Here is an 18,818-nt window from a genome sequence, read left to right on the forward strand (position 1 = left end):
TCGAGCCCGGCGCAGGCCGGGCTCGATTGGCCACTCAGTTGTGAGCGTGCAGCGCTTCGTTCAGTTCGATGGCCGACTTGTGGGTCTTGCATTCCACTGCGCCGGAAACCGAGTTGCGACGGAACAACAGGTCTGGCTGGCCAGCCAGGTCACGGGCCTTGACGACCTTGACCAGTTGGTTTTGTTCGTCGAGCAGCGCAACCTTGGTACCCGCCGTGATGTACAGGCCGGCTTCAACGGTGTTGCGATCACCCAGCGGGATGCCGATACCGGCGTTGGCACCGATCAGGCAACCTTCGCCGACCTTGATCACGATGTTGCCACCACCGGACAAGGTGCCCATGGTCGAGCAACCGCCGCCCAGGTCCGAGCCCTTGCCGACGAACACGCCAGCCGAGACGCGGCCTTCGATCATGCCTGGGCCTTCGGTGCCAGCGTTAAAGTTGACGAAGCCTTCGTGCATGATGGTGGTGCCTTCGCCGATGTAGGCGCCCAGGCGTACACGAGCACTGTCGGCAATACGCACGCCGGTCGGCACCACGTAGTCGGTCATTTTCGGGAACTTGTCCACCGAGAAAACTTCCAGCAGCTCGCCCTTGAGGCGGGCTTCCAGTTGCAGCTCGGCCAGTTCGCCCAGGTCTACCGCGCCACGGCTGGTCCAGGCAACGTTTGGCAGCAGTGGGAAGATGCCCGCCAGGCTCAGGCCGTGTGGCTTGGCCAGGCGATGCGACAGCAGGTGCAGCTTCAGGTACGCCTCTGGCGTGGAGGTCAGGGCGGCGTCTTCGGCCAGCAGGGTGGCGACCAGCGGCTTGTGGCTCTCGGCCAGGCGGGTCAGCAGGGCAGCCTGGACTGGGTCGATGGCCTTGACCGCTTCGGCCAGTTGAGCAGCCTGGGCGGTGGTGAAGGTGATGGCCTGGTTGCCTGCGGTGTAGCCCAGTACAGGTGCTACCGCGGCGACCAGTTCGGCCGATGGGTTGACCAAAGGTTGTGCATAGAAAACTTCCAGCCAGGTGCCTTGACGGTTCTGGGTGCCGACGCCGAAGGCCAGGCTGAATAGAGTAGTGGACATGCAGTTACCTCTTTGCGATAGGAGTGGGCGCTGGTTTTCGGTCGTTTATTCGACCGCCGCCGCATAAATGTCGGGTTTGAAGCCAATCAGGGTTCGCCCCCCCAGATCGAGTACCGGGCGCTTGATCATGGAAGGTTGCGCAAGCATCAGTTCGATGGCCTTGGCCTGATCGAGATCGGCCTTCTGCGCATCGTCGAGCTTGCGGAAGGTGGTGCCGGCGCGATTGAGTACCACTTCCCAGCCGTGCTCATTGCACCAGCGGGTCAAGTGCTCTCGGTCGATACCGACGCTCTTGTAATCGTGGAAGCTGTAGCTGGCGCCCTGTTCGTCGAGCCAGGTTCGAGCCTTCTTCATGGTGTCGCAGGCTTTGATGCCGTAGAGAGTGTAAGCCATTGATTCATACGAGGTGCCCGGCTGATCGGACGCCCTCACAGTCTCCGTGAACATAATCGACGAATTATGCGACATCGATCCCGTTGGCGCCACGGGTTTGTCCCGCAGCGACTGGCGCTCAATCTAAACCGTCATTGTTGCAGTTGTGCATAGGCGTGCCCGGTGGGTTAAGCCATTGAATCAGAGCACTTTGTATCATCCCGTAACATCTTCTCTGGCTCTATGCGACTTTTGTGCAGCGGTCTGACCTGGGCCTGAGTCGCTACTATGTAGGAGCAGGCTTTAGCCGCGATGAACGCACCGCGGTGCATCAGGCAAACCGCGGTGCGTTCATCGCGGCTAAAGCCGGCTCCTACCCCAAAGCACCAGGTTTTGTACGTTCAGAGGAACCCTGCCTTATGCAGTCTGCTTATTCTCCAGATTGGTCGGACGGATAATTCCCTTGCCGTTGCCACTGGTCCAGATCGCTGCGGGGCTTTGCTGGCGTGGCCAACCCTGGGGCTGCACGTGGCGCTCGACCCCGAATTGTTTCTATTCTTGTTTCTGCCGCCTTTGCTGTTTTCAGATGGCTGGCGCATGCCCAAGAGCGATCTGTGACGGTTGCGCGGCCCTATCCTGACCCTGGCTGTGGGCCTTGTGCTGTTCACTGTCGTGGGGGCAGGCGATTTCCCAGGACCGCTTGCCGGTTCCCTTGATGCGAATGCTTCAAGGCGAAGCACTGATGAACGATGCCTCGGGCCTGGTGACCTTCAAGTTTGCCCTGGTCGCCGCCATGACCGGTGTGTTTTCGCTGACCGAGGCCAGCCTGTCATTCGTGTTCGTTGCGTGTGGCGGCCTGGCCATCGGGGTGGCATTGAGCTGGCTGGTCGAGCGCTTGGGCGTGTCGGGCATCCTGTCGGCGGTGGCGGCGGGCATGATGCAAAGCTGGGTCGATTTGTTGCCGCGTCAGACCAGTACCCGGCTGTTGAATAAAAGTGTCTGGTCGCTGCTGGAGTTTGCCTTCAATGGCTTTTTATCGCCGACAATGGGTTGCGCAGGTCGTGACTGACAATTCCGATAAGCTGCTCGGCGAATAGGGCTCTGTCTTCAGCCGCGGCGTAAGTGATGCGCAGCTTGTCGTGGGTAATATCCATTACCCGTTGATCCTTGAGGTGTTTTGCCAAGTGTCTTTCGACGAGCATTCGGGCATTGAGTAGCTCGCGCTCATACCTTTGCCGATCTTCGGCCCTGAACAGCGTCATTTCATGAAAAATGCCAGCAGAACTCTCACAACGGATAGCGCTGAGCATCAGTAAACTTCATAGCACAATCCCGACTCAGTGGAGGTCATAAGATAAGCATTGCCTATCCCGCTACCTTGTCGTTGATATAGATCATGAAGGTCATACCCACAATATGCTATTGGGCTCGTTACTGGCGCCATAGCGTCTATTGTTTAGGCAACATGGCTGCGCGTTCGAGGCTTCCATGCTTTCGATTACGTTAATCAATACGCTGGTGGTGATGGTCACGGTGATCATTCATTACGAATGCTTGATGCGCCTGAATGAATGGCTACCCAAGCTGAAAGCTTGGAGCCGGTTCAGAATGGTTGTGGGGGTATTCGGGGCACTGATAGCCCATGCCGTCGAAGTCTGGTGTTTTGCGCTAGCCTATTACCTGATGGCCCGCTCTGGCAGTTGGGGCAGTTTGCAGGGCAGCTTCGATGGCTCATTCATGGACTGCGTGTACTTTTCCTTTACCACCTATACGACCATCGGTTTTGGCGATATCTCGCCCATTGGCGACCTCAAGTTCCTGACCGGACTGCAAGCGCTGACAGGTCTGGTGCTCATCTCCTGGACCGCGTCATTTCTATTCGTCGAAATGCAGAAGTACTGGAAAATCAAATAGTCCGCTTCGCTGACAGGTTGAATGAATGATGACTGAAGCCGTGTCTGCCAACACCTTGCCTCCCTCCCAACTGGATGTGGAGCCGTTTAGCCTGCCCCGCTTATGATTTCACGGGTGTTACTCAACGGCAGCGGCCAAGCGGCTACCCAGTGTCGGTTGTGCGAATACCTTCTGGCCAGCCGTGATCGGCCAGATATGCGGCGCTTCGATACGTGCCTTGAGTTGGCCAACGAGTGCCTTCGCTTCTTCCTGGCTGTTGAAGTTCACTTCCAAGTCATCCATGTGCACGACCCAACAATGGGACGTCCGTTACTCTGTGATAGCAAGGATCATAAACAACCTCCTTTCGACCTCGAGAGTCACCCACCCGTTATCAAGGTGTTATCGCAACCTTCATCACTCCGTCCCGCTGATGCCCGGGCGCAGCACCCGCAGTGCGGACTCGAAGGTGCCCTGGGTGCCCAGCGCTTCGATGGACACGTCGACACCTCGGCCGTCGGTCAGGGCCATGATCTGCGCAACCACATACACCAGCTTGCCATTCCAAGAGCCGAGGAAGTTACGCGCATGCTCACCGGCACGGCTTGGGCTGAAGTCGTAAACCACGGCCCTGAGCGCCGAAAATAGCGTGGTGCTGGAGGCCCAGACGTAAGCCCGATGGGTTTTCTTCTCGCCTGGTGCAAGCATTTGCACCGGTGTTTCATCGAAAGCGTCCGGCGAACACACCTTCGAACTCCTACACTACGGTAAGGGGCCGGGGAACACACCTTCCGAGCCCGGCCAATTACCCTTGAGCAGGTCGCCCTGGTACGCCACGCCTACGACGAAGCATCCAGGCAGCGCGACATTCGCCTGGATGAGCTGACGCGCAAGACCGGTACCGCGGCAGACAACGCGACCAAGGCTGTGGCTACTGCCACCCAGGCCGCTGACAAGGCTGATGAGGCACTCAACCGGGTATCACCTTAGTCGCGCCACTCAATCGAGGTGCGCCGTTTTGTAGCGCGGGAGTAGTCATGCCTTTCCTTGAGCTTAGGTCTAAGAAAGCGTTGGAGAAGCACCCGATTGGGTACCAGCTACTCTGAAGCTTCAAGCAAGGAGTCCTGACATGGCAGATAAATATGTTGGAAAAATCGTTGGAGTTGGTACGGATAGCTTGGAGTACGTGATCAACATCTACCAAGACGAGATCGTTGAGCGCTCTTCAGGCGGAATGGTTCGACATGAAGGGATGAAGCATTTCGAAATACGATCGGGTGGTGCTGTGAATAGGATTTCGGAAACCGTGTACGAGATCGTGGCTACGGGAGTGAGGGTCACTGTTCGTGATGGTGAAAGCTAAGAGAGCCGGCCGCATGGCAGGACATCCTCTATGGCGGCGCCGTATCAGTCAGCTCCCGGTAGGGGAAAAAGCTCGTTGAGATTGCGCGACGCCATGTTCATTTTTGCGCACGCAGCATCTGCCGCCACCTACACAAGTGTGCAATGAGAACTAAGGCTTGATCTTCCTGCTGTTGGGCTTGCAGTTGCCCGATATCGTCAAGGCTGTTGTCAGCCACGAACCCACTTTGTGGCCGACCTTGCTGTGGCGCTGCCTGGATGTGGTTGCCATCTTTGCGGTGCTGTTGGTGCTGCGTTTTGTCTGGGTCCAGGGTGTTTGGCGTTTGATCAATAAGATTCGGCACTGGCGCGGCAAGGAGAACTTGGCGATGGTGCCCAACGCCCGTTCGTGCCTGTTGCTGACCTTGGGCGGTGTGCGAGGGGCGGTGACGCTGGCGGGTGTGATGTCGGTGCCGCTGTTGCTGGCGCCGGGTGTTGATTTTCCTGAGCGAGATCTGCTGACTTTCATCGCAGCCGGGGTGATTCTACTTTCACTGGTGGCTGCCTGCATCAGCTTGCCATTGTTGCTGCGCGGCATCACCAAGAGCCAGGACGATGCCTTGCGCGAAGGCGTGCGCGATACCCGGCGGCGCAGGCCGCTCAAGCTTCGCTGGCTGCGGACGTCAAGGCGCGAGTGATGGCTGAACTTCGCCATCAGTTGGAAGTGTTCAATGATTCCGCCGAGGCGCAGGCGCTGGCCTGGCAGATGGATCAACTGGAGCGTCGATTGCGGCTGCGGGCGCTGAAAGCCCAGCGCCTGGAACTCTACAAATTGCGCCGCCACAACCAGATCGGTGATGAAGTGCTACGCCAGGTGCTGGGTGAACTGGACCTCAGCGAGGCCAATCTAGGGCAGGTTAAATAAACCGGACGGCCCGTGTAGGAGCCAGCCTTGGCTGCGATGCGGGCAGCGCGGTGCAACAGTCAAACCGCGGTGCGTTCATCGCGGTGGTCCGGCACTCCGGTAAAGCCGGCTCCTACCCCAAAGCTGGCTTTTGATCAATGATCAAAGTCGTGCCAGCCGCCCATTTCTTTCCAACGATTGACGATGCCGCAGAACAGCTCGGCAGTCTTTTCTGTGTCATAACGTGCCGAGTGTGCCTCACGCCCATCAAAATCGATGTCGGCGCTCTGGCAGGCCTTGGCCAATACCGTTTGACCGTAGGCAAGCCCGGCCAGCGTCGCAGTATCGAAACTGGAGAACGGGTGGAACGGGTTGCGCTTCATGTCAGTGCGCACCACAGCGGCATTGAGGAAGTTCAAGTCGAAACTGCTGTTATGACCGACCAGGATCGCCCGCTTGCAGCCATTGGCCTTCAAGGCCTTGCGTACGCCACGGAAAATATCGGTCAGCGCGGCTTCTTCGCTGACGGCCATGCGCAGCGGGTGATCGAGCTTGATCCCGGTGAATTCCAGGGCGGCGGCTTCGATATTGGCGCCTTCGAAGGGCTCTACGCGGAAGAAATAGGTGTGATCGGGGAACACAAAACCTTTTTCATCCATGCCGATAGTCACGGCAGCGATTTCCAGCAAGGCGTCGGTGGCGCTATTGAAACCGCCTGTCTCGACATCCACGACGACCGGCAGATAGCCACGAAAGCGCTCGGCCATTGGGTGGCGAGAGCCACCGCCCTGACCGTCCTGCTCGTCATCAAAACGATCTTCGCTCACACCGACTCCTCCAGCACACGCCACTGCAGGGTTTCACCGGCACGCAACGGGACAACATTCAATTCGCCGAACGGCAGGGTTGCCGGGGCGGTCCAGGCTTCGCGAACCAGGGTGATGCGCTCGCTGTTGGCCGCCAGCCCGTAGAAAGCCGGGCCGTGCAGGCTGGCAAAGCCTTCAAGCTTGTCCAGTGCGTTACGTTGCTCGAACGCTTCGGCATACAGCTCGATGGCGGCGTAGGCAGAGTAGCAACCGGCACAACCGCAGGCCGCTTCCTTGGCATGCTGGGCATGCGGCGCCGAGTCGGTGCCCAGGAAGAATTTCGGGCTGCCGCTGGTAGCGGCATCCAGCAGGGCTACCTGGTGGGTGTTGCGCTTGAGAATCGGCAGGCAGTAGAAGTGCGGCCGAATTCCGCCAACCAGCATGTGGTTGCGGTTATAGAGCAAGTGGTGCGCGGTGATGGTGGCGCCCACATTGCTCGAAGCCTCATTGACGAACTGCACGGCGTCGGCGGTGGTGATGTGCTCGAACACTACTTTGAGCGTCGGGAAACGCTCGACCACGCGACGCATGTGCTCGTCGATGAACATCTTCTCGCGATCGAAAATATCGATCTCGCTACGGGTCACTTCACCGTGTACCAGCAGCGGCATGCCAACTTCGGCCATGGCCTCGAGCACCGGGGAAATGAGGTCGATGCTGGTGACGCCCGAATCCGAGTTGGTGGTGGCGCCAGCCGGGTACAGCTTGGCGGCGTACACGAAGCCGCTGGCCTTGGCTGCACGGATATCCTCGGGTTGGGTCCGGTCGGTGAGGTACAGCACCATCAACGGTTCGAACTGGCTGCCGGCCGGGCGGGCGGCCAGGATACGCTGGCGATAGGCATCGGCCTCGACGGCATTGCGCACCGGAGGTACCAGGTTAGGCATGATGATTGCGCGGCCAAAGGTGCGCGCAACGTCGGCAACGGTGTGGGGCAGCACGGCGCCATCGCGAAGATGGATGTGCCAGTCGTCGGGACGCAGAAGGGTCAGGCGGTCGGACATTGGGGATTCCAGGCGGGTCGAACTCACGGCGAATGCTACCGGAAAAGACTCTGCGGGGCACTCGCTATCAAGTTTTGCCGTGGCTGACCGATATGCCCCGAGTGTGTCGTGAATTTATGGAGCCCTCCGTGCGCCAGCGTTATCTAGCCCTGCTCAGTCTGTTTGCAAGCCTGCCGGCTGTGGCCCTGACCTTCCAGACTCGTTTGGAAAACATCGAGTGGCGCGTGGAAGGCGATCAATTTGAATGTCGTCTGGCCCAGCCGATCACCGATTTCGGTACGGGGGAGTTCGTGCGTCGCGCGGGTGAGCAAGCGACCTTCAGGCTCAAATCCAGCAGCCATGTGCTGGGCACAGGCTCTGCCACCCTCCTGGCGGCAGCCGCGCCCTGGCAGCCTGGCAGAGGCGATATCAATCTTGGTGCGGTCCGGGTACGCCGTGGCGCTGTCGTGCTGGACAGTACGCAAGGGCAGGCCAGTCGCTTGATCAATGGCTTGCTCGATGGGCGCAGTACGGTGGTGCGCAACGGGGCCGGTGAAGCGGGACAGCCACTTGAGGTCCGCCTGCTGCCCGTCAAGTTCAGTAAGGCCTACGGCGAATATCAGGCCTGTGCCAGCAAGCTGTTGCCGATGAACTATGACCAGATTCGCCAGACCCGAGTCGGCTTTCCCGGCGGCGGCATTGACCTGGACAACAACGGCCGCGCTCATTTGGACGCCCTGCTGGCGTTTATGAAGGCCGACCCCAGCGTCAACCATGTGGAGCTCGACGGGCATTCGGACAACAGCGGCAATCGCCTGACTAACCGAGACCTGTCTCGTCGTCGGGCGATGGCGGTCATGGACTACTTGAAGGCTGGCGGCCTCACCGAAGAGCAGATCACCCTGCGTTTTCATGGTGAACGCTACCCCTTGTCGCCCAATACTTCGGCTGCCAACCGTGCGCGCAATCGGCGGGTCAATATCGAGCTGGACCGAGTCGCCATGGCGCCCAAGCCCGCAGCAGCGCTTGAGCAGGCTGCGGCACCTGCGCCTATGCCAGTACCCTCCAGCCCCGCACCCATCGCCACAACGGCGCCAGCAGCGCTGTCGGCGCAGCAAAATCCGTCGCGCCTTCGACAATAACTGTCGCTTCATCGTCACAAGCTGTCGCGCCACTGTAAATTTTTCGCCCAGACCGGTAGAATCAACGGTTTTCCGTACAACCCCGTGGAGTAATGGCATGGCGGACGTAAATAAGGTCGTTCTGGCGTATTCCGGCGGCCTGGACACTTCGGTGATCCTCAAGTGGCTGCAGGATACTTATAAATGCGAAGTGGTGACCTTCACCGCAGACCTGGGACAAGGCGAAGAGGTAGAGCCTGCACGTGCCAAGGCGCAAGCCATGGGTGTGAAAGAAATCTACATCGATGACCTGCGCGAAGAATTTGTCCGCGATTTCGTCTTCCCGATGTTCCGCGCCAACACCGTCTACGAAGGCGAGTACCTGTTGGGTACTTCCATCGCACGTCCGTTGATCGCCAAGCGCCTGATCGAAATCGCCAACGAAACCGGTGCTGATGCCATCAGCCACGGTGCCACCGGCAAGGGCAACGACCAGGTTCGTTTCGAACTGGGCGCTTATGCGCTCAAGCCGGGCGTCAAGGTCATCGCTCCATGGCGCGAGTGGGATCTGCTCTCGCGTGAGAAGCTGATGGATTACGCCGAGAAGCACGCGATCCCGATCGAGCGTCACGGCAAGAAAAAGTCTCCGTACTCGATGGACGCCAACCTGCTGCACATCTCCTATGAAGGCGGCGTGCTGGAAGACACCTGGACCGAGCACGAAGAAGACATGTGGCGTTGGACCAAGTCGCCTGAGTCGGCGCCAGACGTTCCAACCTACCTGGAGCTGACCTATCGCAACGGCGACATCGTTGCGCTGGACGGCGTCGAAATGTCCCCGGCCACTGTGCTGGCTACCTTGAACCGCATTGGCGGCGAGAACGGTGTGGGTCGTCTGGACATCGTGGAAAACCGCTATGTGGGCATGAAGTCCCGCGGTTGCTACGAGACGCCGGGTGGCACCATCATGCTCAGGGCTCACCGCGCGATCGAATCGATTACCCTGGACCGTGAAGTGGCTCACCTCAAAGATGAGCTGATGCCTAAATACGCCAGCCTGATCTACACCGGTTACTGGTGGAGCCCGGAGCGCCTCATGCTGCAACAGATGATCGACGCTTCGCAGGTCAACGTGAACGGTGTCGTTCGCTTGAAGTTGTACAAGGGCAACGTGATCGTGACCGGCCGCAAGTCCGACGATTCGCTGTTCGATGCCAATATCGCAACGTTCGAAGAAGACGGCGGCGCCTACAACCAGGCCGATGCAGCGGGCTTTATCAAGCTCAATGCTTTGCGCATGCGCATTGCTGCCAATAAAGGCCGCAAGTTGTTCTGATTCTGTTGTTGATGTTGAAAAGCCCTGGCCTGAATGGCCGGGGCTTTTTTTTGACTTTTTGCATGATATGACCGACTCCAGTTCGTTTTCACTAGATGTCGGTGGGTGTGTTGATTTGGCTGAGCTTCAAGGAGTCGAGGTTGTAGAGCGCAAACAGGCAGTTATTTTCTGTATTTTCGCTGGCCAGCGTCATGACGTCGTTGAGGGCGTTCTCGATCAGGGTTCTCCTGGATTCATTGATCAGAATCAGCACCACCAGGCTCTGTTCTGGAGGGTCGACTTTTGCTGCTGAGGCAGTTGTCTGAAGTAGCTGTAAAAGAAGTAGGACAAGTTCCGGTTGTGAGCTGAATAAGTAGCCGTTGACGATATATATTCTGCCCTTGGTCTCGAACGTGATGGCAATTTTGTTGCTCAGAATGCTCTTGATTTTTTCAGTCGTGGTTTGTTGGCTCATCAAGTCGAGGAGGCGGGCATTGTGGGAGGCGTTTAGCGTTATTGCCAGGTCTGCTGGGCAGGGGGGCTGCTCAAGTGCGTTGAGAAAGTGGTTTTCGTTGCTGAAGTCTGAAGGTGAATATAAAGACTTATAGTTAAAGTTTAACGTAAGGAAAAATAAAATCGTCAAGAATGGTGGGAAGCCCACCAGAAACCAGGTGTAAATATTTTGGCTGTTTTCGTCTAGAAAGGGCAGTGATGCCATGGCGGATGCCTCGATGACGCCGGCAAATATAGCAATCATGGTCAGTGGATTTCGGGCTATAGCAGTGGGCTTGTCCATGGCAATTCCTTGAGTCATGTTGTCGGCAGCGGTTTATGCGTAGCTTGCCAGTGGGGGCCACCGCTAAAGGTGGTGTTTATGTCTCATTGCCAAGTGTGCCCCTGTCGATTGACAGCATGAGGCTAGGCTTTACGTTGGCGGGGTTCAATGGGAAGTTTTTCAAGGGTTATGGAGTGTGCGGCTGTGGACGTTAGGTGGGCAGGTGTTATGTTTTGAAACTGTATCTGCTTGAAGTGATAGATCAGCCTGCTATGGTGAAATGGTCACTGAGAACGGTTCGTTTAGTGCCGGTTATGAAATTTAATCTCAACGAGTTCTGTGCTGCCATTGTTCAAGATTCCGGTTGCAAGGTTGTTTGCTTTAAAAGAGTTGTTGAATTCCTGCTTGTAAGGTTTTTTTGTAGGAAGTGTCCCTCTTGAATGTAGGCAGGGTCTCTGCCTGTATATGCTCGCCAAGAGTGCAATGCAAAGAGTCCAATGACTAGGCTATTGTGCGGGCTCTAAAAATTCGAACAGCGAAGAATTGGATTTGCCCATGAATAAAGTGCTGATCGTGGATGATCATCCCGTCATTCGCCTTGCTGTACGCATGTTGATGGAACGCCATGGCTACGACGTCATTGCGGAAACGGACAATGGAGTGGATGCGCTGCAGTTGGCGCGCGAGCACGAGCCGGACATCGTGATCCTGGATATCGGTATTCCCAAGCTGGACGGGCTGGAGGTCGTTGCCCGGTTGGCGGCTGCCCATATTGGCATGAAGATATTGGTGCTGACCTCCCAGGCGCCGGGGCATTTCTCCATGCGTTGCATGCAGGCTGGGGCAGCGGGTTACGTGTGCAAGCAGCAAGATCTCACTGAATTGCTGAGTGCGATCAAGGCCGTGCTCTCCGGCTACAGCTATTTCCCGAATCAGGCGTTGCATTCGGTGCGCTCAAGCCTGGGTAGTTCCTCAGAGGCGGAAATGGTCGAGCGCCTTTCAGGGCGCGAGATGATGGTGCTTCAGCAACTGGCCAAGGGGAAGTCCAACAAGGAAATCGCGGACGGGATGTTCTTGAGCAACAAGACTGTCAGTACCTACAAGACCCGACTTCTACTCAAGCTCAATGCTCGCTCGCTGGTCGACCTGATCGAACTGGCGCAGCGCAACGGTCTGGTTTGATCCTGTGTAGGAGCCAGCCTTGGCTGCGATGGGCACACCGCGGTACATCAGGCAAACCGCGGTGCGTTCATCGCTACAGGTTCAAAGGTCAAAATCGTAGTCGGCGAGCAGTTTTTTCAAGCGTCGCTCTTCAAGAAGATCGTCGACTTCGCGTCGTTTCTTCAAGTTGCTTTTCGCCGTTTCTTTCGACGGTTCTGCCCCTTCTGCAGGGTCGTCTTGGGTAACATCTTCGTCTACTTCGAGTTCAACGGTGCTCATAAGGTCAACTCCAGGCTTTGACTGCCGTTGGCGCTCCTTATAACTAGAATCCTGAGCAAGGTAAAAAAGATTTTTTCAATCGACTGAGCGGTTTTATCCAGATTTGCTCAATCGTCTGAGGTTTTGTGCTTGTACTCGCACAGGTCTTCAATCAGGCAGCTGCCACAACGCGGCTTGCGCGCCTGGCACACGTAGCGCCCGTGCAGGATCAACCAATGATGAGCATCGAGCAGATAGGCTTTGGGCACGAACTTCATCAGGCCCTTTTCAACTTCAACCACATTCTTGCCTGGCGCAATGCCGGTTCGGTTGGCGACGCGAAAAATGTGCGTATCGACTGCCATGGTCAGCTGCCGAAAGGCGGTATTGAGCACCACATTGGCAGTTTTACGGCCTACGCCTGGAAGCGCTTCGAGGGCTTCGCGTTCTTGCGGTACTTCGCTTGCGTGTCGTTCGATCAACAGGCGGCATGCCTCGATCACATTCTTGGCCTTGCTGTTGTACAAGCCGATGGTCTTGATGTATTCCGACAGCCCTTCAACGCCCAACGCGTAGATTGCCTCGGGCGTGTTGGCGACCGGGAACAGCTTGGCAGTGGCCTTGTTGACGCCCACGTCGGTGGACTGAGCTGAAAGAATCACCGCGATCAACAGCTCGAACGGGGTTGAATAGGCCAGCTCCGTCTTGGGTTCGGGATTCTCATCATGCCAGCGGCGAAAAATCTCCAGGCGTTTAGCGGCATTCATGTTTTAGGTGTTTCCTTGGCAGAAGCATTGGAGCGGGATCGCAAATGATAGGCACGAACGCCTGCCAGTAAAAGGCCCGCCAATATGAGGGCGCCGGGCGCCAGGGTGGCAAGCCTTACGCCCATTTGCTCGCCACCGGTTGGCACAGAAAGGCTCAAGGTGCCGCTTGAGAGCAACTCCCGGACCAGGCCCAAAACCAGCAGGAGAGCGCCATAGCGGGCCAACGAAGGCATGCTCAAGGATGATGGGTCTGCCCGCTCCAGCAGCAGGCAGTTCAAGGCCAGCAAGGCGGGATAGAGGCCGAGGGCCTGGTAGAGGGGCAGCGACCAGGCGCGCAGCGCTATTTCCAGGCAGGTTGCCATTGCAGCGGCCACCAGCAGGCACGCCAAATCGTGCATCGACTCATGCAGATGGTGACGCAATGGTGCCATGCACAGGCGCCAAGTCAGCACAATGAACAAGCTCGCCAACAGCAAGGCGAAGGCGTGTGCCAGTGTCTGGCTGGCGCCGAGAAGGGGGGCCAGGCTCAAGGGGCCCAGCCAGGCCCAGGTCTTACTCATGGAGGCCTCCGGGAAGTAGCGTGGCGCTGTGTTCATCGAAGTAGCGCAGGGCCTCATGCACTGCGTTCACTACTGCGCGTGAGGTAACCGTCGCGCCAGCAACCTGATCAAACGTCCCCTTGTCGCGAACCAGTGCCCACTGCTCATCTGGCGTATTGCGCCGATCCTTTGCGGTAAACGCCGCCATCATCGGGTTTGCGGGGTCGGCAATGCGTGCGCCGAGCCCTGGGGTTTCGCTGTGCTGCAACACTTTGCTGCCGATCAAACGGCCTTGCGGGTCAATGGCAATCATCAGTTCAATGGGGCCGCCGTAGCCCGTGGTTCTGCTTTGCAGTACTACGGCGCACGGCTTGCCGTCTTTGCTGGCCAGGTAGCCGGCCAGCAGCGTACTGCCCGCCAACGCGTTGTCGGGCAAGGCCATGGGGTGCTTCAAGGGCTGGTTGTCGTAGCTGCCGCTCGGTAACACACTCAGCAATTGCTGTGCTTGCAGTTGTTCCAGGGCCTGAGTGATGCGCTGGGCGTTGAATTGTTGCCAGGCATAGCTGGCGCCGAGGCTGACCACTGCCAGTACTGAGACCATCAGCACACTGCGCGTGCGGCTGATCATTGGGACACCTGTGGGGTGCGCTTGGCAACCCGTTCCAGGGCCGGCACCGCGAGGTTCATGAGCAAGACGGCGAAAGCGACGCCATCAGGGTAGTTGCCCCAGGTGCGTATCACGTACACCAGTGCGCCTGCACCTATGCCGAAGATCAGCCGCGCCTGGGCGCTCCTGGGGCCGGACACAGGCTCCGTGACGATAAAGAAAGCACCCAGCATGGTTGCCCCGGACAGCAAGTGAAACAGGGGAGAACCCTGCGAGTCAGAGCCCGAACCATTCCAGAACACCAGGCTGAAAACGAACAGCGATACCAGCATTCCCACCGGCGCATGCCAACTGATGACACGCCGGTGCAGCAAAAACAGCCCGCCGAGCAGAAAGCCCAGATTGCTCCATTCGACACCCTGGCCACCGTAGCGCCCGAAAGCGGGATGGTGAGCGAACAATTCATCCATTGTCAGGCTTTTGTTGAGGCGCAGCGCGTCCAGGGCTGTAGCGTGTGCCCACGCGTCCGGGGAGCTTGCCAGATGCAGGCCGAAGGCCTGTTGCAAATTGCCCTGCAGATCGGCTGCGTGCAATGCCGGCCAATGCGTCATGTGCACCGGAAACGACACCAACACCAACGCATAGCCAACCATGGCTGGATTGAAGGGGTTACGACCCACACCTCCGTAAATATGCTTGCCCAGCCCCAGGGCGGCGGTGCTGGCAATTATCACCAGCCACCAGGGGGCGGCTGGAGGTAGGGCGATAGCGAGCAAGGTGGCAGAGACCAAGGCACTGCCATCGCTGAGGGCGGCCGTCACCTGCTGGCCACGCAAGCGCACGAAAACCGCTTCGCAGGCCATCGAACTGCTCGCCGCCAGCACAAAATTGGTCAGCGTTCCCCAGCCTTGCAGCCAGAACAGCGCCAGCACACCCGGAATCAAAGCAAGCAGAACATGGCCCATGGCCCGGCGCGTGCGCTCCAGAGCCAGAGTGCTGTCAGCGACCTCAAGGGGTTGCATGAGCGTCCAGTTGGCGCTGCGCCTGGTTTACCGCATCGCGCGCAGCACTTAGGGTCTGAGGGCTGGTGGTTGAATCTCTTTCCAGTTTGCCAAGCTCGGCACGGCGCATGGCCAACTGGATTTTCGCGCGCTTGAGGTCAGCACTGGCCGGCGCGGCGGCTTGGGTGGGTGGTGTCGGTGCCTGGGCTTGAAGTGTGTCCAGCTGCGTCTGCGCTTGATCCAGGGTCAGCTGTAATTCTTCAAGCTGCAGGTGCTGTGGCAGGGTAGGGGGCGATCCAAAAGCCTTGAGCGATTTGTGCAACTGGGCTCGACTCATGGCTACGGCAATTTTCGCCTGCTTGAGCGCGGCATCGTCCGCCGCGGCTTTTTGCGCCTTGACCCGCTCCAGCGCCGCCTGGATGGGGTCGCTCGTTGTGGTCTCGACCTGAGCCGAGCGCTGCAAGCGATCCTTGCGATCCTGCAGCTTTTGCTGCTCTTCGCGATGCAGGCGAGCGGCCCGCTGCTCATGGCGTTGGCGTGCATGATTGCGCTTGTCGGCGCGGGCCTGCAATTGCTCGGCAGTGGTCGCCAGGCCGCTGACGATCGGTATGACCTTGCCCAATGCCGGCAACGGCACCAGATCGATGCAGTCAACTGGGCAGGGCGCCACACACAAGTCGCAGCCTGTGCATTCATCAGCGATAACGGTGTGCATCAATTTGGCGGCACCGACGATGGCATCCACCGGGCAGGCCTGAATACATTTGGTGCAGCCGATGCATTCGGCCTCACGGATGACGGCAACCTGGGCTGGCGCCTCGCCACGCTCGGTGTCCAGGGCAATCACCGGCACCTGCAGCAGGTTCGCCAGGGCCGCAATGGTTTCAGCACCGCCGGGTGGGCATTTGTTAATGGGCTCGCCCGCGGCAATGCCTTGTGCATAGGGCTTGCAGCCGGGATGACCGCATTTGCCGCACTGCGTCTGCGGCAGCAGGGCGTCGATGCGTTGAATCAAACTCATGATCTGAACAATCCGTCGAAACCAAGAAACGCCATTGCCATGAGGCCGACACTGATCAACTGGATCGGCAGGCCCCGAAAGGGCGAAGGCACATCGTCATTGCAGGCCCGCTCGCGCAGGTCGTCGAAAAGGCTCAGGGCCAGCCAGAACCCTAACCCGGCGCCCAGGCTCATTATTAAGGTAGTCCAAACGCCGAAGTGCCCATCGTCAGCGCTTAAGGCCAGGCCCAGCACCGCGGCATTGGCCAGCAGCAAGTTGTCGAGCCCGGCAAAGGGCAGGGCGGGAAGCAACCTTGCCAGTAAGCGCAGTAGCGGCGTGATCAACAGCACGCACAAGGGCAGGAACACGAACAGGCGTAGAAAGCCCAGGTCCAGGGGCGCCAATAGATATTGGGCCACCAAATTGCCGGGTACTGCCGTCACGATCATCAAGGCGCAGGTGGCAATGCCCAGCGCATGGATGCGCGTGCGACCGGTGTCCTGCGCAATACGCACCAACGGGTCAATGCCCAGCGGTGTGTGCAACACAAGGTTGTTGATCAGGGCGGCGCTGATGAGCGTGAAGAACAGTTCGGTCATGGTCATGCCGGCGTGCGAGCTGTCAGCCATTATCCGGCAAGGACACAGCAATGAAAACGCCCCGCCACGAATCGTCGTGGCGGGGCGTTCAGGGTATTACTTGATGCGTTGGCCAGGTTTGGCGCCGCTGTCGGGGCTGAGCAGGTAGATCTCTTCACCGCCAGGGCCTGCAGCCATCACCATGCCTTCGGAGATACCAAAGCGCATTTTGCGTGGCTTGAGGTTGGCGATCATCATCGTCAACCGGCCTTCTAGCTCGGCCGGGTTCGGGTAGGCCGACTTGATGCCGGAGAACACATTGCGCTGCTCGTCACCAATGTCCAGGGTCAGGCGCAACAGTTTGTCGGCGCCTTCCACGGCTTCTGCCTTGAGAATCAGGGCAACGCGCAGGTCGACGGCCGCAAAGGTGTCGAATTCGATTTCGGCCGACAGCGGATCTTTCTGCAGTTCGCCGTTACCGGTGGGTGCGGCTTGGCTTGCAGCCAGGTCTTCTTTCGAAGCATCGGTCATGGCTTGGACCTTGGCCGGGTCGATACGCGTCATCAGGGCCTGGAACGGGTTGAGCGTGTGGTTGTTCAGCAGGGTCTTGTGGTCGTCCCAGGTCAGCGGTGCCACGTTCAGGAATGCTTCGGCGTCTGCAGCCAGCACCGGCAGTACCGGCTTGAGAAAAATCACCAGTTGGCGGAACAGGTTGATGCCCAGGGCGCAAACGGCCTGGACTTCGTCCTGCTTGCCTTCCTGTTTGGCCAGCGACCAGGGTGCCTTGTCGGCGATCCAGGCGTTGGCACGATCGGCCAGGCCCATGATTTCACGCATGGCGCGGGCGAAGTCGCGCGTCTCGTACGCGTCGGCAATGCTCGGTGCGGCGGCCAGAAAGGCTTCGGTCAGTTCTGGCGCGGCGTTACCCTCGACCATCACCCCGGCGTTGCCTTTGTGGATGAAGCCCGCGCAGCGGCTGGCGATATTGACCACTTTGCCAACCAGGTCCGAGTTGACCTTCTGAACGAAGTCTTCCAGGTTCAGGTCCAGGTCATCGACTCCGCGACCCAGCTTGGCCGCGTAGTAATAGCGCAGGTATTCCGGCGACAGGTGGTCCAGGTAGGTGCGCGCCTTGATGAAGGTGCCGCGCGACTTGGACATCTTCTGGCCGTTGACGGTCAGGTAGCCGTGTACGTTGATGGCGGTCGGCTTGCGGTAGCCGGCGCCTTCGAGCATGGCAGGCCAGAACAGGGCGTGGAAGTTGACGATGTCCTTGCCGATGAAGTGGTACAACTCGGCCTTGGAGTCTTTATTCCAGTAGGCGTCGAATTCCAGTTCCGGGCGACGGGCGCAGAGGTTCTTGAAGCTGGCCATGTAGCCGATCGGGGCGTCCAGCCAGACGTAGAAATACTTGCCTGGCTCGCCCGGGATCTCGAAACCGAAATACGGTGCATCGCGGGAGATGTCCCACTCTTGCAGGCCGGCATCCAGCCATTCGGCGATCTTGTTGGCGACAGCATCTTGCAGGGTGCCGCTGCGGGTCCACGCTTGCAGCATGGCCTGGAAATCGGGAAGCTTGAAGAAGAAGTGCTGGGAGTCCTTGAGCACCGGTGTCGCGCCGGAAATCGCCGATTTCGGGTTTTTCAGCTCGGTCGGTGCATAGGTTGCGCCGCATTTCTCGCAGTTGTCGCCGTACTGGTCTTCGGCCGCGCACTTGGGGCAGGTGCCCTTGATGAAACGGTCGGCCAGGAACATTTGCTTTTGCGGGTCGAAGTACTGGGTGATCGAGCGGGTGGCAATGTGCCCGGCGTCACGCAGCTTCAGGTAGATCTGGCTCGACAGTTCGCGGTTTTCTTCGGAGTGGGTCGAGTGGAAGTTGTCGAACTCAACCAGGAAGTCAGCAAAGTCGGTGCTGTGCTCTACCTGGACGGCGTCGATCAGTTGTTGGGCGGTGATGCCTTCCTTTTCGGCGCGCAACATGATGGCCGAGCCATGGGCATCGTCTGCGCAAACATATACGCACTGATTGCCGCGATGCTTCTGGAAGCGCACCCACATGTCGGTCTGGATGTACTCAAGCATATGGCCAAGGTGGATGGAACCATTGGCATAGGGCAGGGCGCTGGTGACGAGAATCTGACGTGGCTCGGACATGGGGCTCGGCTTTCTGGCTGTAAAACGAAGATCGGCCACTATAAAGGGCTCGCAAAGATATTTCACCCCGTGTGCACCACTCGCAATGCTTTCAATGACACAGAACGGTTACGA

At 58.5% G+C, this 18,818-nt stretch carries 19 protein-coding genes and 5 pseudogenes; 7 read left to right on the plus strand and 17 right to left on the minus strand.

Annotated features, from left to right (window positions below):
* Nucleotides 1-34 precede the first annotated feature (34 nt).
* On the minus strand, nt 35-1,069 hold the full coding sequence (gene dapD, locus AC3IX4_RS05900; RefSeq protein ID WP_489259670.1) for a 2,3,4,5-tetrahydropyridine-2,6-dicarboxylate N-succinyltransferase: 1,035 nt from the start codon (nt 1,067-1,069) through the stop codon (nt 35-37).
* Nucleotides 1,070-1,114: 45 nt separating this feature from the next.
* Nucleotides 1,115-1,462, minus strand: coding sequence for an ArsC family reductase (locus AC3IX4_RS05905; RefSeq protein WP_489259671.1), 348 nt, complete (start codon nt 1,460-1,462; stop codon nt 1,115-1,117).
* Nucleotides 1,463-1,853: 391 nt separating this feature from the next.
* On the opposite strand from AC3IX4_RS05905, the pseudogene AC3IX4_RS05910 reads away from it, so the two are divergent.
* Nucleotides 1,854-2,492, plus strand: a pseudogene (locus AC3IX4_RS05910) (cation:proton antiporter domain-containing protein); the annotation flags it as partial.
* On the opposite strand, the gene AC3IX4_RS05915 reads toward AC3IX4_RS05910, so the two are convergent.
* Nucleotides 2,464-2,751, minus strand: coding sequence for a hypothetical protein (locus tag AC3IX4_RS05915; RefSeq protein ID WP_489259672.1), 288 nt, complete (start codon nt 2,749-2,751; stop codon nt 2,464-2,466). The pseudogene AC3IX4_RS05910 and the gene AC3IX4_RS05915 sit on opposite strands and share 29 nt — an antisense overlap.
* 178 nt (nt 2,752-2,929) lie before the next feature.
* On the opposite strand from AC3IX4_RS05915, the gene AC3IX4_RS05920 reads away from it, so the two are divergent.
* A complete protein-coding gene (locus AC3IX4_RS05920; RefSeq protein ID WP_489259673.1) occupies nt 2,930-3,355 on the plus strand; it encodes a potassium channel family protein in 426 nt (141 codons plus the stop codon).
* A 117-nt stretch (nt 3,356-3,472) separates the two neighbouring features.
* On the opposite strand, the gene AC3IX4_RS05925 is transcribed toward AC3IX4_RS05920, so the two are convergent.
* The 3 genes and pseudogenes from AC3IX4_RS05925 to AC3IX4_RS05935 all read right to left on the minus strand — a co-directional run.
* Nucleotides 3,473-3,637, minus strand: coding sequence for a hypothetical protein (locus AC3IX4_RS05925; protein ID WP_489259674.1), 165 nt, complete (start codon nt 3,635-3,637; stop codon nt 3,473-3,475).
* A 132-nt stretch (nt 3,638-3,769) separates the two neighbouring features.
* Nucleotides 3,770-3,868: pseudogene (locus AC3IX4_RS05930) on the minus strand (NAD(P)-dependent alcohol dehydrogenase); the annotation flags it as partial.
* Between the two features lie 15 nt (nt 3,869-3,883).
* Nucleotides 3,884-4,060: pseudogene (locus AC3IX4_RS05935) on the minus strand (IS66 family transposase); the annotation flags it as partial.
* Nucleotides 4,061-4,463: 403 nt separating this feature from the next.
* Here AC3IX4_RS05935 and AC3IX4_RS05940 point away from each other — a divergent pair.
* Entirely contained in the window at nt 4,464-4,697 is a 234-nt protein-coding gene (locus AC3IX4_RS05940) for a hypothetical protein (RefSeq protein ID WP_489259675.1), read from the plus strand.
* A 154-nt stretch (nt 4,698-4,851) separates the two neighbouring features.
* Nucleotides 4,852-5,600 (plus strand): annotated as a pseudogene (locus AC3IX4_RS05945) (cation:proton antiporter domain-containing protein); the annotation flags it as partial.
* A gap of 134 nt (nt 5,601-5,734) precedes the next feature.
* Here the strand turns inward: AC3IX4_RS05945 and rnt are convergent.
* Nucleotides 5,735-6,406, minus strand: a complete 672-nt coding sequence (gene rnt, locus AC3IX4_RS05950) for a ribonuclease T (RefSeq protein WP_489259676.1) — start codon at nt 6,404-6,406, stop codon at nt 5,735-5,737.
* On the minus strand, nt 6,403-7,449 hold the full coding sequence (gene pyrC / locus AC3IX4_RS05955) for a dihydroorotase (protein ID WP_489259677.1): 1,047 nt from the start codon (nt 7,447-7,449) through the stop codon (nt 6,403-6,405). The genes rnt and pyrC overlap by 4 nt, the downstream gene beginning before the upstream one ends.
* 128 nt (nt 7,450-7,577) lie before the next feature.
* Here pyrC and AC3IX4_RS05960 point away from each other — a divergent pair, with 128 nt between their 5' ends.
* Both AC3IX4_RS05960 and AC3IX4_RS05965 read left to right on the plus strand, forming a co-directional pair.
* Nucleotides 7,578-8,570: a flagellar protein MotY gene (locus AC3IX4_RS05960; protein ID WP_489259678.1), complete on the plus strand. Its 993-nt coding sequence runs from the start codon at nt 7,578-7,580 to the stop codon at nt 8,568-8,570.
* 97 nt (nt 8,571-8,667) lie between these two features.
* Nucleotides 8,668-9,885: an argininosuccinate synthase gene (locus tag AC3IX4_RS05965; protein ID WP_489259679.1), complete on the plus strand. Its 1,218-nt coding sequence runs from the start codon at nt 8,668-8,670 to the stop codon at nt 9,883-9,885.
* 561 nt (nt 9,886-10,446) lie between these two features.
* Here AC3IX4_RS05965 and AC3IX4_RS05970 read toward each other — a convergent pair.
* Nucleotides 10,447-10,660 (minus strand): annotated as a pseudogene (locus AC3IX4_RS05970) (hypothetical protein); the annotation flags it as partial.
* Nucleotides 10,661-11,194: 534 nt separating this feature from the next.
* Here AC3IX4_RS05970 and AC3IX4_RS05975 point away from each other — a divergent pair.
* Nucleotides 11,195-11,821, plus strand: a complete 627-nt coding sequence (locus AC3IX4_RS05975; protein ID WP_489259680.1) for a response regulator — start codon at nt 11,195-11,197, stop codon at nt 11,819-11,821.
* A gap of 81 nt (nt 11,822-11,902) precedes the next feature.
* Here the strand turns inward: AC3IX4_RS05975 and AC3IX4_RS05980 are convergent, their stop codons facing one another.
* From AC3IX4_RS05980 to metG, 8 genes are all read right to left on the minus strand, one after another.
* On the minus strand, nt 11,903-12,079 hold the full coding sequence (locus AC3IX4_RS05980) for a PA3496 family putative envelope integrity protein (RefSeq protein ID WP_489259681.1): 177 nt from the start codon (nt 12,077-12,079) through the stop codon (nt 11,903-11,905).
* A gap of 107 nt (nt 12,080-12,186) precedes the next feature.
* A complete protein-coding gene (gene nth, locus AC3IX4_RS05985; RefSeq protein ID WP_489259682.1) occupies nt 12,187-12,825 on the minus strand; it encodes an endonuclease III in 639 nt (212 codons plus the stop codon).
* Nucleotides 12,822-13,385, minus strand: coding sequence for an Rnf-Nqr domain containing protein (locus tag AC3IX4_RS05990; protein ID WP_489259683.1), 564 nt, complete (start codon nt 13,383-13,385; stop codon nt 12,822-12,824). Before AC3IX4_RS05990 ends, nth begins: the two co-directional genes overlap by 4 nt.
* Nucleotides 13,378-13,989: an RnfABCDGE type electron transport complex subunit G gene (locus tag AC3IX4_RS05995; protein WP_489261220.1), complete on the minus strand. Its 612-nt coding sequence runs from the start codon at nt 13,987-13,989 to the stop codon at nt 13,378-13,380. Before AC3IX4_RS05995 ends, AC3IX4_RS05990 begins: the two co-directional genes overlap by 8 nt.
* Nucleotides 13,989-14,993, minus strand: a complete 1,005-nt coding sequence (locus tag AC3IX4_RS06000; protein WP_489259684.1) for an RnfABCDGE type electron transport complex subunit D — start codon at nt 14,991-14,993, stop codon at nt 13,989-13,991. Before AC3IX4_RS06000 ends, AC3IX4_RS05995 begins: the two co-directional genes overlap by 1 nt.
* Nucleotides 14,980-15,993, minus strand: coding sequence for an electron transport complex subunit RsxB (rsxB, locus tag AC3IX4_RS06005; RefSeq protein WP_489259685.1), 1,014 nt, complete (start codon nt 15,991-15,993; stop codon nt 14,980-14,982). The genes AC3IX4_RS06000 and rsxB overlap by 14 nt, the downstream gene beginning before the upstream one ends.
* Entirely contained in the window at nt 15,990-16,571 is a 582-nt protein-coding gene (locus AC3IX4_RS06010; RefSeq protein WP_489261221.1) for an Rnf-Nqr domain containing protein, read from the minus strand. The genes rsxB and AC3IX4_RS06010 overlap by 4 nt, the downstream gene beginning before the upstream one ends.
* A 96-nt stretch (nt 16,572-16,667) precedes the next feature.
* Nucleotides 16,668-18,704 carry a methionine--tRNA ligase gene (gene metG / locus AC3IX4_RS06015; RefSeq protein ID WP_489259686.1) on the minus strand — a complete coding sequence of 679 codons (2,037 nt, stop codon included), beginning with the start codon at nt 18,702-18,704 and terminating at the stop codon, nt 16,668-16,670.
* Between the last annotated feature and the right edge of the window lie 114 nt (nt 18,705-18,818).

The organism is Pseudomonas sp. KH_021, assembly GCF_057838865.1.